This window comes from Prodigiosinella confusarubida (assembly GCF_002847015.1).
Classification (GTDB): Bacteria; Pseudomonadota; Gammaproteobacteria; order Enterobacterales; family Enterobacteriaceae; genus Prodigiosinella; species Prodigiosinella aquatilis.
This window is the reverse complement of sequence record NZ_CP025085.1, coordinates 1,158,369-1,172,302: the sequence shown is the minus strand read 5'-3', so window position 1 is coordinate 1,172,302 and position 13,934 is coordinate 1,158,369. Positions and strand designations below refer to the sequence as shown.

General features: G+C 51.0%; 11 protein-coding genes. 2 read left to right on the top strand and 9 right to left on the bottom strand.

Annotated features, from left to right (window positions below):
* The first annotated feature begins 295 nt into the window (after window positions 1-295).
* Window positions 296-1,102, top strand: a complete 807-nt coding sequence (locus tag CWC46_RS05460; protein WP_237160208.1) for a hypothetical protein — start codon at window positions 296-298, stop codon at window positions 1,100-1,102.
* Window positions 1,103-1,210: 108 nt separating this feature from the next.
* Here CWC46_RS05460 and CWC46_RS05455 read toward each other — a convergent pair whose 3' ends face one another.
* From CWC46_RS05455 to CWC46_RS05435, 5 genes are all read right to left on the bottom strand, one after another.
* Window positions 1,211-1,636 carry an organic hydroperoxide resistance protein gene (locus CWC46_RS05455; RefSeq protein ID WP_021017269.1) on the bottom strand — a complete coding sequence of 142 codons (426 nt, stop codon included), beginning with the start codon at window positions 1,634-1,636 and terminating at the stop codon, window positions 1,211-1,213.
* 105 nt (window positions 1,637-1,741) lie between these two features.
* Window positions 1,742-2,215: a MarR family winged helix-turn-helix transcriptional regulator gene (locus CWC46_RS05450; RefSeq protein WP_021017270.1), complete on the bottom strand. Its 474-nt coding sequence runs from the start codon at window positions 2,213-2,215 to the stop codon at window positions 1,742-1,744.
* A gap of 116 nt (window positions 2,216-2,331) precedes the next feature.
* Entirely contained in the window at window positions 2,332-3,858 is a 1,527-nt protein-coding gene (gene abgT / locus CWC46_RS05445) for a p-aminobenzoyl-glutamate transporter (protein ID WP_021017271.1), read from the bottom strand.
* 404 nt (window positions 3,859-4,262) lie between these two features.
* Window positions 4,263-5,714 (bottom strand): M20 family metallopeptidase, encoded by a 1,452-nt coding sequence (locus CWC46_RS05440; RefSeq protein ID WP_021017272.1) that lies wholly within the window; start codon window positions 5,712-5,714, stop codon window positions 4,263-4,265.
* Between the two features lies 1 nt (window position 5,715).
* The gene (locus CWC46_RS05435) at window positions 5,716-7,026 is read right to left on the bottom strand and encodes a M20 family metallo-hydrolase (protein ID WP_021017273.1); all 1,311 of its coding nucleotides are present in this window, start codon (window positions 7,024-7,026) and stop codon (window positions 5,716-5,718) included.
* Window positions 7,027-7,503: 477 nt separating this feature from the next.
* Between CWC46_RS05435 and CWC46_RS05430 the strand changes: the two genes are divergently transcribed.
* Entirely contained in the window at window positions 7,504-8,400 is an 897-nt protein-coding gene (locus CWC46_RS05430; protein WP_021017274.1) for a LysR family transcriptional regulator, read from the top strand.
* A gap of 45 nt (window positions 8,401-8,445) precedes the next feature.
* On the opposite strand, the gene CWC46_RS05425 is transcribed toward CWC46_RS05430, so the two are convergent.
* The 4 genes from CWC46_RS05425 to nifL form a co-directional block, all read right to left on the bottom strand.
* A complete protein-coding gene (locus CWC46_RS05425) occupies window positions 8,446-8,961 on the bottom strand; it encodes a nitrogen fixation protein NifQ (protein WP_021017275.1) in 516 nt (171 codons plus the stop codon).
* On the bottom strand, window positions 8,961-10,367 hold the full coding sequence (gene nifB / locus CWC46_RS05420; RefSeq protein ID WP_021017276.1) for a nitrogenase cofactor biosynthesis protein NifB: 1,407 nt from the start codon (window positions 10,365-10,367) through the stop codon (window positions 8,961-8,963). The genes CWC46_RS05425 and nifB overlap by 1 nt, the downstream gene beginning before the upstream one ends.
* 178 nt (window positions 10,368-10,545) lie before the next feature.
* A complete protein-coding gene (gene nifA / locus CWC46_RS05415; RefSeq protein ID WP_021017277.1) occupies window positions 10,546-12,117 on the bottom strand; it encodes a nif-specific transcriptional activator NifA in 1,572 nt (523 codons plus the stop codon).
* The gene (gene nifL / locus CWC46_RS05410; RefSeq protein ID WP_021017278.1) at window positions 12,114-13,601 is read right to left on the bottom strand and encodes a nitrogen fixation negative regulator NifL; all 1,488 of its coding nucleotides are present in this window, start codon (window positions 13,599-13,601) and stop codon (window positions 12,114-12,116) included. The genes nifA and nifL overlap by 4 nt, the downstream gene beginning before the upstream one ends.
* Window positions 13,602-13,934 lie beyond the last annotated feature (333 nt).

Sequence of the window (13,934 nt, the reverse complement as noted above, 5' to 3'; positions counted from 1 at the left end):
TTATATTAATTTTATGGTGAAATTAATGAAAGATTCTGAAAGCAAGAATAATCATACATAAAGTATTTTATAAGCCACTGCCATTCCTGAGGCTATTCTATTTAAATCGCCCGGTTTATTTATTCATCTGTCTTATTATTTTCTATAAATGTCATCTGTATATTGAAAAAATAAAAGTTAACAAAATTTATACCCAATAGATCTCGAGCTGTAGAGAAGCGGCAATTGAGTGCCGTCCAAGAGCTTACTTTAGTAAGCGGCCTAAGGAATTGAAGGTAGACAACGTACTTGCAACTTGAAAGATGACGGGTATATAAGGGCCATTATGTTCAGTACAAAAAATGTCAATCTACTTATTATAGACGCAGCCCCTATCAATGAAATAAAAAATGTAGGTCAGACACCTTCGATATCGACTACCGAACCATCAATATCTTCTGGGGCGAGTATCTCTATTAATGGCTTTCATCTCTCACCCATATTAATCCATCAGTTAAATGAGGCATCAGTGCGTGCGGATGCCAGAGATGCTGGCCTGAGCCACAACGCATTGAAGCAAGAAGCCAATAAATCGCTCAATCAGATAACCGGTATGTTGTACTACTACAATCAGAAAAAATATGATGCGGAAACACCCAATACGACAGACCCGGACTTACTGAACCGCGCTAAACAAGCGACTGATTTCATTAATGGGAAAGACAGTAATCCGTTTAAAGGACTCTCTTATACCCAACTTTCTTTAATCACTTACGATAACAGTGGCACCTTTACCATGAATGAACGCCGTGCCGCCTGGAGTGAAGCTTATGATCAAGAGCAGGCATGGCGGAAAACGATAGTAACCCAAGCCCGTCAAGAATATAACAACACCGGCAAACAGACCCATTTTTTGCAAGCCCTGCTTGATAACTACCATTCACTTCCGGCCATTGAACAGGTGCAATATCCGGTGGGTTATGAAGCGGAGCTACAAACCAGAATTAACCAGGATTCCTCTGACTTCTCCAGAGAAAGCCTATTTAATTTCCCCAGCCTGCTTGAAATGATGATTGCAACCATGGAAGGCAAACTCGCCAACGACGTTGACCTTGTTGAGTAAGAAATACCTTTTGTCACCCAGTCAGTAACCGGACAGGGACCAGACTAATGCTACCAGCGTTATAGCGGGTAATAATGTCATTTACCCGCCGCACCGGTACACATCACATTAAATGATACTAAGCGTTACATCGATGTTGCCACGGGTCGCGTTGGAGTATGGGCAGACAATATGTGCCTTCTGCACCAGATCTTCCGCTACAGCCCGATCCAGCCCCGGCAGTGAAATCTTCAGTTCTACTTCAATACCGAACCCGGTGGGAATGGCACCAATACCGACATTCCCACTAATAGTGGTTTCCGCTGGCAATACGACTTTTTCACGAGCGGATACAAACTTCAATGCACCCAGGAAGCAAGCGGAATAACCTGCCGCAAACAGCTGTTCAGGATTTGTCCCTTCACCACCGGCTCCGCCCAGCTCACGCGGGGTGGTCAGCTTCACATCAAGCTGGTTATCAGAAGAAACTGCGCGACCATCACGACCACCAGTCGCCTGGGCATGAGCAACGTACAATACTTTTTCAATAGACATAATAGACTCCAGATATTTAGGTTAAACAATGCGCTGCTTTTTAAATAGTGAAATATTAAATCGTGTACTATGTAATTAACGAAAAAAAACCTTCTTGCCCTCCTGTCAGATATGCTTGATCAGGTTGGTACGTAACACTTCCAAATCTTTTTTGATGGACTGTAACTGCTCAATATCACACTCTGCGGCACAAAATACCCCTTCAGGCACAGCGTAGGCTTTTTGTTGTAATTCCCGCCCCGCCACTGTCAGGTTAATCAGCACCTGGCGCTCATCCTCAGTACCACGATTACGAACGACTAGCCCGGCGCTTTGCAGGCGTTTAAGTAACGGCGTCAATGTGGCTGAATCCAAATACAGACGTTCGCCCAGCTCAGAGACCGTTATACCATCACGTTCCCACAGCACTAGCATCACCAGATATTGTGGATAGGTCAAATTCAGCGCGGACAACAGACGGCGATAGATTTTGTTCATCGCCAGGTTAGCTGAATACAACGCAAAACACAGTTGACCATCCAGTCGGTAAGTACTGTCGTTCATGGGGTGTTGTAAGGTATCGCTATCTTTTCTGTTCATGTCGCAAATTTACATCGTTTAAAATTAAATAGCAAACGATTTAATATTATTTTTTTTATTCCGAAACACCACAGCGGGAACACGAGGCCCCCGCCATCAGAAAAAGGTAACGCAACTTATTGCAAATGCGGATAAATACCCGGACCAATCGGTAGTCCCAGCAGATACCACACCACCAACAGTAACAGCCAGACCAGGAAAAATACAATCGGAAAGGGAAGTATCAATGCATAGTAGGTCCCCAGTTTGGCATCCTTGTTGTAACGTTGCAAGAAACCCAAAAATAGTGGCACAAACGGTGATACCGGTGCTAACGGAATGACTGAGGAATCGGCGACACGAAACACAATCTGGGCAAATGCCGGGTGAAAACCTAGCAACATAAACATTGGCACGAATATCGGTGCCAAAATCGACCAGATAGCCGAACCGCTGGCGATAAACATACACAATAGTGCCGATAGGAAAATCAGGCCGACAAACGCCGGGATTCCGGTCATCCCCAATGCTTCCAGCAAATCCGTCAGGCCAATCGCCATAAATTTGCCCATATTGCTCCAGTTGAAGAAGGCGACAAACTGTGACAGCGGAAACACCATCACAATAAATCCAGCCATGCCTTTCATTGGATCAATCATTAGTTGCGGCAAGTCATTCTGGGATTTGATCTGCCCGGTAACAACACCATACGGAATGGAAACCGCAAAGAAGAACAGAATAATCAGCGGCACAATACCTTTGATAAAAGGGGATGGCATCACCGTATGGTGCACCGGATCACGCAACGGCCCCCATTGCGGCACCACCAACAAGACGACAATAATCAGAAAAATCAGTGCGGCAATACCACTGGCTTTTAATCCCCGGTGCTGTTCTGGCGTCAGTTGGTGCAGACTTTCGTTACGTTCTCCCTGATACGGCGGCAAACGGGGCTCGACAAACTTATCCGTTATCAATGCACCCACCACGGTCAGCACCACAACCGAAGCAGCCATAAAAAACCAGTTATCGATAACACTGACATGGACTGCTGGATTAATGGCTTTAGCCGCCTCGGTACTGAGCCCGGAGAGCAGAACATCGGTTGTCACAATCAGCAGATTGGCTGTAAAGCCGGAACCGACGCCAGCAATGGCCGCCAGTAATCCGGCAATCGGGTTTCGTCCCACCGCCAGAAAAATCAACGCACCTAACGGTGGCATGACCACTAATGCCGCATCAGAGGATATATGGCTGAAAAAAGCGATAAACAACACCATATAGCTGGCATAGCGGGCACTCACTCGTGATGCCATTTTATACATCAGCGTTTGCAGCAGACCGACTCGCTCCGCCAGCCCCGCCCCTAACACCAATGCCAGAATCGCACCCAGCGGGGTAAAACCACTGAAGTTTTTAATAACGTTCGGTAAAATCCATTGCAGTCCTTTCACACTAAGCAGATTTTTTACCTGAACGGTTTCCCCATTGGCCGGATTGGTAGCGGTAATTCCCAGCCAGGAAAAAATGGCGCTGGCGAACATTAATATCACGATTAAATAAACAAACAGCAGGAACGGATTGGGAATTTTATTTCCCACCCGCTCAACCCACTGAAGAAATCCCCCCGGCTGAGACTGATTGTTTTCTGCTTCAATGCTCATTCAGTATTTACCTCAAAATGCGATAAGTTATATTTATGGAATAAAGTGTCTTGTTAGTGTCGGCACCTATTTTTATTATGTTTTCCCTGAGAGAAATAAACGCGAGAACGAGCGTAATGCTTGCCAATTAATAAACCGAGCTACACGAGAAACCACCACGTTCGGCGTCCTTCCTGGAACCAACCGTGGTACTCCCCTGAAAACAGGCTTAAGTGAACAGCATCAGAGAGCGAACTCGCTTATACCCGATAGATTTCGAGGTGCGGGAAAGCGGCAACCGGGTAAATCCTCTGGCGCTCACTCCCATAAATGGCTGGGGTGAACGAGGGCAGCCGACGTACCTGCAACATGAAAAATAGCGGGTATATTTCTTATTCTTTAATCCTTACCAATAAATAATATTTTCAGCCTTTTAACGCAGACGGCGTTATTTCTGCCGGGATAGGGCAACGATAAGGAATATCCTGCCGCTGTTGCTGTAATTCCTGCTGGCATTGCCGTAATAACTCACTGTCGGTAAATAATGTCAGCGCGGTGGCGGACATTACTTTGGCGGCCAGAAACATGCCTTTATGGGCAATAGAGGTCCGCCCTTGTGACACTGTCTGCCAGGTATGCAGCGGTGTTCCCACCACAAAACAGGGGCTGAAACATTGCGCCGTCGGCACCAGCCAGCTCACGTCGCCCACATCGGTAGAACCGGAAAGCAATTCACGACTGGGCGCATAGGGCGCTACGCAGTCGGTCAACACTTTCCCGGACAGTGATCGACAGAATGCCGTGCCTGCTTCCCCGCCGGTACGTGCCATATTCGCCATATTGCTGGCGATATCTTCACGACTGAACGTGCGATACATTTCCTGTGCGAAAATACGCTCCTGAGCGTCATATTCCGGCACACCAAACGCCTGCACAAAACCGTACATCGCCTGCTCCAGAGTGCGATTAGGCACATAGTTAGAACAGGCTTTGCCGAAACGAACCGTCAATGTGGTTTCCGTCATCAGCGCCGCGCCCTGAGCAATTTTCACCACCCGTTCGTAAATGGCTTGCGCTTCATCCACCTGCGGAGCGCGAATCAGATACAACACCTCGGCATCGGCCTGCACAACGTTGGGCGATGAGCCCCCCGCGTTGGTCACCGCATAATGTAAACGGGCTTCTGGAATGATATGTTCGCGCAGAAAATTGGCACCGGTATTCATCAGCGTTACCGCATCCAGTGCACTGCGTCCCAGATGTGGCGCGCTGGCGGCATGGGCGGCAATACCTTTGAAACTGAATGCGACCTGAATATTGGCCAGCGTCTGATTGCAGAACATGCCGCTGAACGTTTCGGGATGCCATGTCAGCGCCGCATCCACATCATCAAAAACACCATCACGGGCCATGAAGGTCTTACCTGAACCGCCCTCCTCTCCGGGACAGCCGTAAAAGCGTATTGTGCCAGATTGCGGATGCTGTTCCAGCCAGGCTTTTATCGCCAACACGCCGCCTAACGCCGCGGTTCCCAGCAGATTGTGGCCGCAGCCATGACCATTGGCGCCGTCTTCCACCGCCGACTGGAACGTGCAACCCGCCTGCTGGCTTAACCCCGCCAGTGCGTCAAACTCCCCCAGCAAGGCTACTACCGGTTTTCCATTGCCAACGCTGGCGACAAATGCCGTGTCAATCCCTGCAATACCGCGTTCAACCTGAAAACCTTCAGCTTCGAGCACCCCCGCCAACAACCCCGCTGAATAATTCTCCACAAACCGGGTCTCAGGGTGATCCCAAATATCATCGGCGATAGCGACCAACTGTGATAGTCGCAGACCTATCGTGTCATTGATAAAATCAACCAGTGTTTGTTTCATGCTATGCCTTGAACGTCTTGATATTCAGCGCTAATGCTGCCAGGGTTTTCACCGCGACCGGAATAACGCTTTCGTCAAAATCGAATTTTTCATTGTGATGACCCGCGCTCAGTTCAGTGCCGAAAATAGCGTAGGACGCCAAACCGCCGTGCGCCTTCACCCGCTCCATCAGATAAGTGGCATCCTCGGAACCGGCAGCACCCTCCTGGCGATCGACAATATGTGTAAGTTCCGCAATCCCCTCGGCCTGACGATGGATATAGGTCACCCATTCCTGACTGGGTTTACTGGATTGTGCCGCCCCCATCAGTGTCACATCGACTTCCACGCCATGCATGGCAGCCGCGCCATGAATAACCTGCAACGCCTGCTGATAGATAAATTCATTCACCTGATTGGTGGCACCGCGGGTTTCCACTTTCATTATGGCGTGGGAAGCGATGACATTACGCCCGGTTCCCGCCTGCAACACCCCAACGTTAACGCGGGAGATGCCGCCACTGTGACGGGGAATAGCGTGTAGTCCCAAGGTGGCCTGCGCCGCCGCCAGCAAGGCATTACGCCCCTCTTCAGGCTTACCGCCAGCATGAGAAGCCACACCACGGTAGGTGACATCCATTTTGGTAGTGGCCATGAAGGTGTCATTGCCACACACAAGGTGTCCGACGGGCACGCCGATGCCGATATGGATAGCCGTAAAATAGTCGACATCATCCACAATGCCCGACTCGGCCATTGATTTGCCGCCGCGAGTTCCCTCTTCCGCTGGCTGAAATAACAGTTTGATGGTGCCACATAGCTGGTCACGCATGGCCATCAACACCTGTGCCAGTCCTAGCCCGATGGTGGTATGTCCATCATGGCCGCAGGCGTGCATCATACCGACGTTGCAAGAGGCGAACCCCTCACGGAACGGACGGTGCTCGCCATCCAGTTGCTCATTCAGATCCAGCGCATCCATATCTACGCGGAACCCCATCACCGGCCCTGGCCGACCGGTTTCCAACACGGCCATGATGCCGGTGAAGCCACCGGAGAAATGCGCTATCCATTGTGGTAATGCGCCTTGTTCTATCGCCCGTTGTTCCTGCTCCTTCAATACTTGCTCTGAAGGCAGCCCCATACGGGCTTCGGCCTTAATCACGTCGCGGCCAAGCTTCAGGGTATAACCGAGTCGATGTAGTTCTTCCGCCACCAACGTGGCGGTTCGAAACTCCAGCCAACCAGATTCTGCATATTTATGCAGATCACGACGTTGTCGGGTTAAATAAGGGATTAATTCATTAACGCGTTGTGATAACTCTGAATACATAGCGGTTCTCTCAGTTTTCATCTGGCTACCCATGTGAAGTAGCAGGAAATAAGTATTGGGAATGGCCGAACGCTAAAAAATGGCGGCATGAGGCGTGGATACTGACATCCTGGGTATCCGGTCAAGGAGAAAGAAAATAAAGGCAGAAACTGACGATAGATAAAAAACATAAATTCTCTCTTTGAAACAGAAACAACCCGGCCACCAGCGGAATAAAGCCTTGGCTGGCAGAAAATTATTACATTCCATGTGCAGGTGTCTTACACCAGCAGCAGGAAGAAATAACGTTCATGACGCGTCGATCGTTGCCGTTTCAAAAAGGGATCAGGATTGTCCTGTCCGGGAGCCTGCCGTCTGCTGACGATCGGGATAAATCACTATCCGGCTCCTGTGTTTTTTTCAATGTACACAAACCAACCGGTACATATAAGATACGAATATCTTTTTAGTGATAGATTTTAGTTATCAGGAAATATCATGGCGTCGCAGGTCAAACTGAATCAGCTACGTACCTTTGTTGAGGTGGCTCGACACGGCAGTATTCGGGCGGCATCGCGGTTGCTGGGTATTTCACAACCGGCGCTGACCAAATCGATTCAGGAATTGGAAGAGTGTCTCGGGGCGAGATTGTTCCTCCGCCACCGTCAGGGTATGTCGCTAACTGACTGTGGGGAAGCCTATTTCCGCCACGCCAGCCTGATTATGGAAGAGTTGCGGGTCGCTCATGAGGATATTCAACAACGGTTGGGGCAAGCCAGTGGTCGGGTAAGTATTGGGGTGGGTGCCAGTATTGCTCATACCGTAATGCCAGAGATTATCACCCGTTTTCACCGGCTTTATCCGCTGGTAAAGATTCGTGTGATGGAAGGACATCTGGTGTCTATGCTGCATGAGCTTCGTCAGGGTGAAATTGATTTCACGATCAACACCTATTCCGAAGCCCCTTTTGATAACGAATTGTTATACGAAAAACTGATGGAAAAGGAATATTGCGTGGTGGCCCGTCGCGGGCATCCGATGCAGCACGCCCGCACATTGGATGCATTGCGAGACTGCGAATGGACCATGCCAACCCCCAGAGGAAGCTATTACAAGCAATTGTTCGATATGTTCAATAGTCTGGAAACGCCGCCGCACATCAGCATGATCTGCGAAACCCTGATGTCCAGTGTCAGTATGGTCACCAAAAGTGATTTTCTCAGTGTTCTGTCGCGGGATGTGGCGCAAGCCCCAATACTGGGTGAACGGCTGGTGGTACTGGAGCTGGAACAACCCTTGCCGAAAGCCACGTTTTATCTGATACAGCGCAAAGACACCATGCTATCGCCGATGAGTGTGCAGTTAGCCCGGCTCTTTCGCCAATATTGCCGCTGAGCATCCAGGTGGTTTTTTCTGTCTCCGATGATATTCACGACAACGTCAGGTTTCCGGAGCAAAACACAACGCCCATTCGCAACAGTCATCGCAACTGGGCGAGCGGCACACCAGATCCCCGTCCATTTGCAGACAGCGTTGACGATAAAAGAATTTTTTCCAGCGCATATTCTGGTGATTCATGACAACCAACGTAGGGAAACAGTCAATCATCAGTTCACGCAATTCGGCGCGGGAATCCAGCCCCAAATCCTGCCAGAGGTGATTAAATCCCATCGACGCGCAGGCGATCAACTGATGCATGGGAGACGCGTCCTCCGCCATATGTAACCCCAACCACGCGGCCAGTTGCGCACTTTCCTCAAGACGGGCGTGTTGCAGCTCGGTCATCAACGCCTGGCGTTGGTCCCGCTGAGGATCAGGCGCTGGCACACGCCAGGCCAAACGCCACAGTAACCCGCGCCACGCTTCACTGTTCAACCCCATCTGGCTGGGAAAACAGGCGGTGCCGGCATCATGCAGTGACAGCAATCGCCGTAACCATTTTTCCTGCGGTTTCATCAGGCCACTCCTTTTTCATCGCCTGAGGCACACACGGTGAGCTGCCGCTGCCGCCACCAGGTCGTTAGTACGTCCGTCACATTCTGCCATGCGCCCTCGACACAGGGTTCAATGCCGCTGTTTTCCAGTTTCTGCCACGGGGCATAACCAATTCTGGCGCAGAACACGGCTTGAACATCCGCCAGCAGCGCCAGCACCGCGTCCATTTTGTCATCGCTATCGGCGGGGTCACAGTCAGCCGCGCCATAACAATATTTCGGCGTAAAACGCTCATTCACCAGAATCACACCCGCCGCTGACAAGCTGTAGATCTGGAAGCGTTCCGCATGCCCGAAATGACAATCGATAATCTCTCCCTGAGAAGACGCCACCGCCACCAGGCAAGCATCCGGCTCTTCCGATTCACCGCGAGAAGCGATGCTGGCATGAAGTTGCGCACGCTGATGCAGCAGTGGCAAATAAGACGGCGGCTGTGCGGGTAACGCCGACAACGGAAACATCTGACTACGATCTTCACCCAGCATACCGATGGCATCAGCCCGGCACTGCTGGCAGTGCGCCATTTGCGACATCACCGTACCACAACGCGCCCGCACGTCCGCCAGGCAGGCAGCATCCGGCTCCGGCTGCCCATTAAGACCAAACACCGTGCCATGTTCCGGTTTGGCAATCAGCGGCATGATGTTATGCAAAAAAGCCCCCCACGCCCGCACCTGCTGACTGACTTCGAACATATGCACATCGTTAATGCCGGGAATCAGGACCGAATTCACCTTCACCAGTACACCTTTTTCCGTCAGCCGACGGATCCCCTCCTCCTGCCGCGCCAGCAGAATTTCACCGGCTTCACGTCCGTTATAGCGCTCCCCATCCAACCATAACCAGGCATAGATTTGCGCGGCGATATCCGCATCCAGGGTATTCACTGTCACTGTAACGTGATCAACACCTACATCCACCAGCCGGTCTACCGCGCCTGGCAACATTAACCCATTGGTGGACAAGCACAATTTAAGGTCAGGCAATCGGGTACGCAGCAGTTCAAGTGTTTTAAACGTGTGTCCGATATTGGCCAGCGGATCGCCTGGCCCGGCGATACCGACAACCGAAAGCTGAGGAATGGCGGCTGCAACCTGTTGGGCTTTGGCAACCGCCTGTTGCGGCGTTAGCAATTCAGACACAACCCCCGGACGCGACTCATTGCTGCAATCATATTTACGATTACAGTAGTTGCATTGCAGATTGCAGGCTGGCGCAACCGCCAGATGCATACGGGCATACTGATGATGACCACTGACCGAATAACAAGGGTGATGAGCAACCTTACTGGCCTGGAGTGGCGTGAATGTCTCGGCATTGTCGGTATGGCAACGGAGCGACCCTGATGAAGAAGAACAAGATGTCATGGTTATCGTCTGCGGTTACGGAATCATACTTTTGCTGGTGCAAAACCCATACCGTTCGACTATATTAAAAAAATACAATAATAAACAATGAGATAAAATAAAAAAACACACTGGTAGATTTGTCATCATTGCGGCATTGAGGCTGACATTGTGACAAATGCCACAACGCCGCAAATGCTTACAGACGATGCATGTTGATATCCATGATCTGAATGCGGTAGGCCACCTGACGCGGCGTCATCCCCAGTAAACGAGCTGCTTTAGCCTGTACCCAGCCAGTTTTTTCCAGAGCGGCAATCAATCGCTGACGTTCATCCAGACTTTGATCCAGCCAGCTTTCATCCGTCGGGATGGGGGCCGAGGATTTTGGGAGTAACGGCGCAGAGTCATGGTGATTGAACAGAATCACATCCCGGTCAATCAGCCCGGTCTCCGTCATCACCGCCGCCCTTTCCAGACAATTTTCCAGTTCCCGCACGTTGCCCGGCCAACTGTAGCTCATCAGCAGACGGATAGCGCCGTCGCTGATACGCAATTGCCGCCCCTGATGAGTGGCGATTTTCCGCACCAGGAAATGGGCCAGCTCAATGATATCCTCCTGGCGTTCACGCAGCGGCGGTAGCGACACCGGCATGACATTCAACCGGTAATAGAGGTCTTCACGAAAATTACCGGCCCGGACTTCCTCTTCCAGTTTGCGGTTGGTAGCGGCGATGATCCGCACATCCACCTTGATGGTTTCATCGCCCCCGACCCGCTCCATTTCACCTTCCTGCAAAATACGCAGCAGTTTGGCCTGAAATGACGCACTGCTTTCGCCAATTTCATCCAGAAACAGCGTGCCACCATCCGCCAGTTCAAAACGCCCTTTACGCTGACGCACTGCGCCGGTAAACGCCCCTTTTTCATGGCCGAACAGCTCGCTTTCCAGCAAGTTATCCGGCAGTGCCGCACAATTGAATTTTACAAACGGTGCGGAGGCACGCGGGGAATTATAGTGAATAGCATTGGCGATCAGTTCTTTACCGGTACCACTCTCTCCCCGCACCAACACCGTGGTATCCCATTTGGACACCTGGCGAATAATGTCTATCGTCTGGCGCATGGCTGGGCTTTTCCCCACCATATTTTCAAAGCCAAACGGCCGAGACACTTTACAGGCGGGCGACGGCGATGATACCACCGGGCCGTCATTATCCCGACGCACTGGCTGCATCAACCGTACCGTCTGAGACGTCAGATTCGCCACCGTTTCCAGAAAACGGGTACTGGCTGGTAAGCGATCCTCATACAGTGCCATCGGCTGCGCCGCCAGTACGCCGATAGGTTCCTGATCCAGTCCAGGGATCGGGACACAGATAAAAGGCAAGTCATAGTCATAGATACTCAAACGATCGAGAAAACGCTGATCGTCTGCCACGCGCTTTAGCACCAGTGGCTGCCGCTGACTCATCACGGTTCCCACCAGCCCTTCTCCCGGGCGATAGCGTATCTGGCTGCTGCTGGCGACCACATGCTCATCCGCGCGATGTAATGCTTCGATCACCAGCGCACCACGCTGTTTGTCAAACAGACAAATCATGCCATGTTGCATAAATGCATCATCATGCAGTATCCGCAGTACCGCCTGTAGTGCTTTACCAACTTCCGTGGTGCGGCTCAATGCCACACTGATACGTTGCACAGCAGTAAACTGCTGAGACAAGTCAAAACGCCATACCACTTTGCCCGTATCAGGGAGATGTGTCATTTTGTGCCTCCTGTCAGTGACGAGGTTTGGGGTAAACGCAGGGTTAAGCAGGTTCCTCCGGCAGGGCGGAGCGTGAGATCGATCGCGCCCTGATGATGCGCCACCAACGTTTGTATCAGCCGCAACTCCATCCCTTTACCCGGCGTGGATAACGCCGCTTGTGAACGGGAGTAACGCACCTGTTCCAGTGGGACATTGTCGTCGATATACAGCACCAGCCAGTGGTTATCCTGACGGGCAAAAATATGCAGATCCAACGTAAAAGGCTGGATTTCCGCGGCCAGTGACAGTGTTCGGTCCAGCCACAGGCTGAGCATGGCGAGGAGCTGGGTACGTTGAACGAAAGCACACAACTCTGGCACTTCCAGCGCATAGCGCAGACAATCGCCATTGCTAAAACGGGTATGGTAAAGCGCGGACAAATCATCCAGCAGTGCCTTGAGTGACCACATTTCCGCCGGTTCAAAGTCCAGTGATGGACGGCAAGCTTGCAGGCGCACCACGGCGTCTTCACCTTCTCGCCAGGCAGATTCCAGCGCGACATTACTGCCGTTCTCACCGTTCAATTGCCGGGCGGCGGCCAGCATATTAATCGGGCAGTTAAGCTGAATCAGCGCCGCATCCAACGATTCACGAATTGCCGCCAGCAACTTGCCATTGGTTAACTGTTGTTTCAAACGATCCAGTTGGCCCTGCTGTTGCTGTTGCTGCTGTTCAGTACAATCGGTAATCACAATCAGGGTGCGGGGCAAGGCGGTATCGGTAAAATAACGACTGGCTTCTTCGTTGACGCCGGGCAATGCCCAGTACCCCAGAGACAACCAGCGTACCGTGCCACGAATGGTTACCGACACCCGTTCGCCTTCCTGCAATGCGTGTTTATTTAACGGATAACCCAGCACCGTGAGCAACTCCCGCCCACCGCAATCAGCACGCAGCGTTTTATACGCCAGATTATCCATCACCACCTGATCATGCTCATCCACCACTACCACAGCAGCAGGAATATTATTCAGAACGGCGGTGATCATCGTCATATGGTTACGCAGCCGCTGTTCCAGCGCGTAGCGTTCGCTGATGTCTTTGTGCATCGCCAGATAATGTTCCACTTCACCGGCGATATTGAAAATCGGCGTAATATCAATTTCCGCCAGATAAAGAGTGCCATCCCGGCGACGGTTGATCAGTTGCCCGCGCCAGGCACACCCCTGCAACAAACACTGCCACATGTCGTGATAGACCTCGCGTGGTGTCTGCTGGCTGGCCAGAATACGGTGATTCTGCCCCACTAACTGCTGAAGGTTATACCCGGTCAGGTGACAAAACGCCGGGTTGGTATACACGATGTGCGCATCGGGATTGGTAAGGGAGATAGCCACCGACGATTGCTCCACGACTGTTGAAAATAGCGATGGATGCTGTCGGGATAAATGACTGGCTATCTCTCCTAAAGGAAATGATTCAGCCGTCAGGTTGATCGTCATAGAACACTCCCATACGGTACCGTTTGTGATGTCTTGTTTACGACAATTTGTGACCTCATCCGACATCACAGTCAGTTGATTGTCAGTAGGCAATAACCCTGCAAACCTCATGCCTTTTATTGATTAACACAACTAAACATTGATCTTGATTCGGGTTTTACGTAACAAAGGATAAGAAGCCTTGTAACACAAGGATTGGTCATCTCTTTCTTATCATTCAATTGCTCATAAATAGAGCAATGATTGTGCAGATTTGCTCCACAGATGTGCATGATAAAGCTGGCATAGCATTCGCATTATGAGGGAGTGAGACTGCCATCAAGGGGATGGTTG

Coding starts and splice junctions, on each gene's coding strand:
- CWC46_RS05455 (WP_021017269.1), bottom strand. CDS start 1,636: ATGTCTATTGAAAAAGTATTGTACGTTGCTCATGCCCAGGCGACTGGT.
- CWC46_RS05450 (WP_021017270.1), bottom strand. CDS start 2,215: ATGAACAGAAAAGATAGCGATACCTTACAACACCCCATGAACGACAGT.
- nifL (WP_021017278.1), bottom strand. CDS start 13,601: ATGACGATCAACCTGACGGCTGAATCATTTCCTTTAGGAGAGATAGCC.
- abgT (WP_021017271.1), bottom strand. CDS start 3,858: ATGAGCATTGAAGCAGAAAACAATCAGTCTCAGCCGGGGGGATTTCTT.
- CWC46_RS05440 (WP_021017272.1), bottom strand. CDS start 5,714: ATGAAACAAACACTGGTTGATTTTATCAATGACACGATAGGTCTGCGA.
- nifB (WP_021017276.1), bottom strand. CDS start 10,367: ATGACATCTTGTTCTTCTTCATCAGGGTCGCTCCGTTGCCATACCGAC.
- CWC46_RS05435 (WP_021017273.1), bottom strand. CDS start 7,026: ATGTATTCAGAGTTATCACAACGCGTTAATGAATTAATCCCTTATTTA.
- CWC46_RS05425 (WP_021017275.1), bottom strand. CDS start 8,961: ATGAAACCGCAGGAAAAATGGTTACGGCGATTGCTGTCACTGCATGAT.
- CWC46_RS05430 (WP_021017274.1), top strand. CDS start 7,504: ATGGCGTCGCAGGTCAAACTGAATCAGCTACGTACCTTTGTTGAGGTG.
- nifA (WP_021017277.1), bottom strand. CDS start 12,117: ATGACACATCTCCCTGATACGGGCAAAGTGGTATGGCGTTTTGACTTG.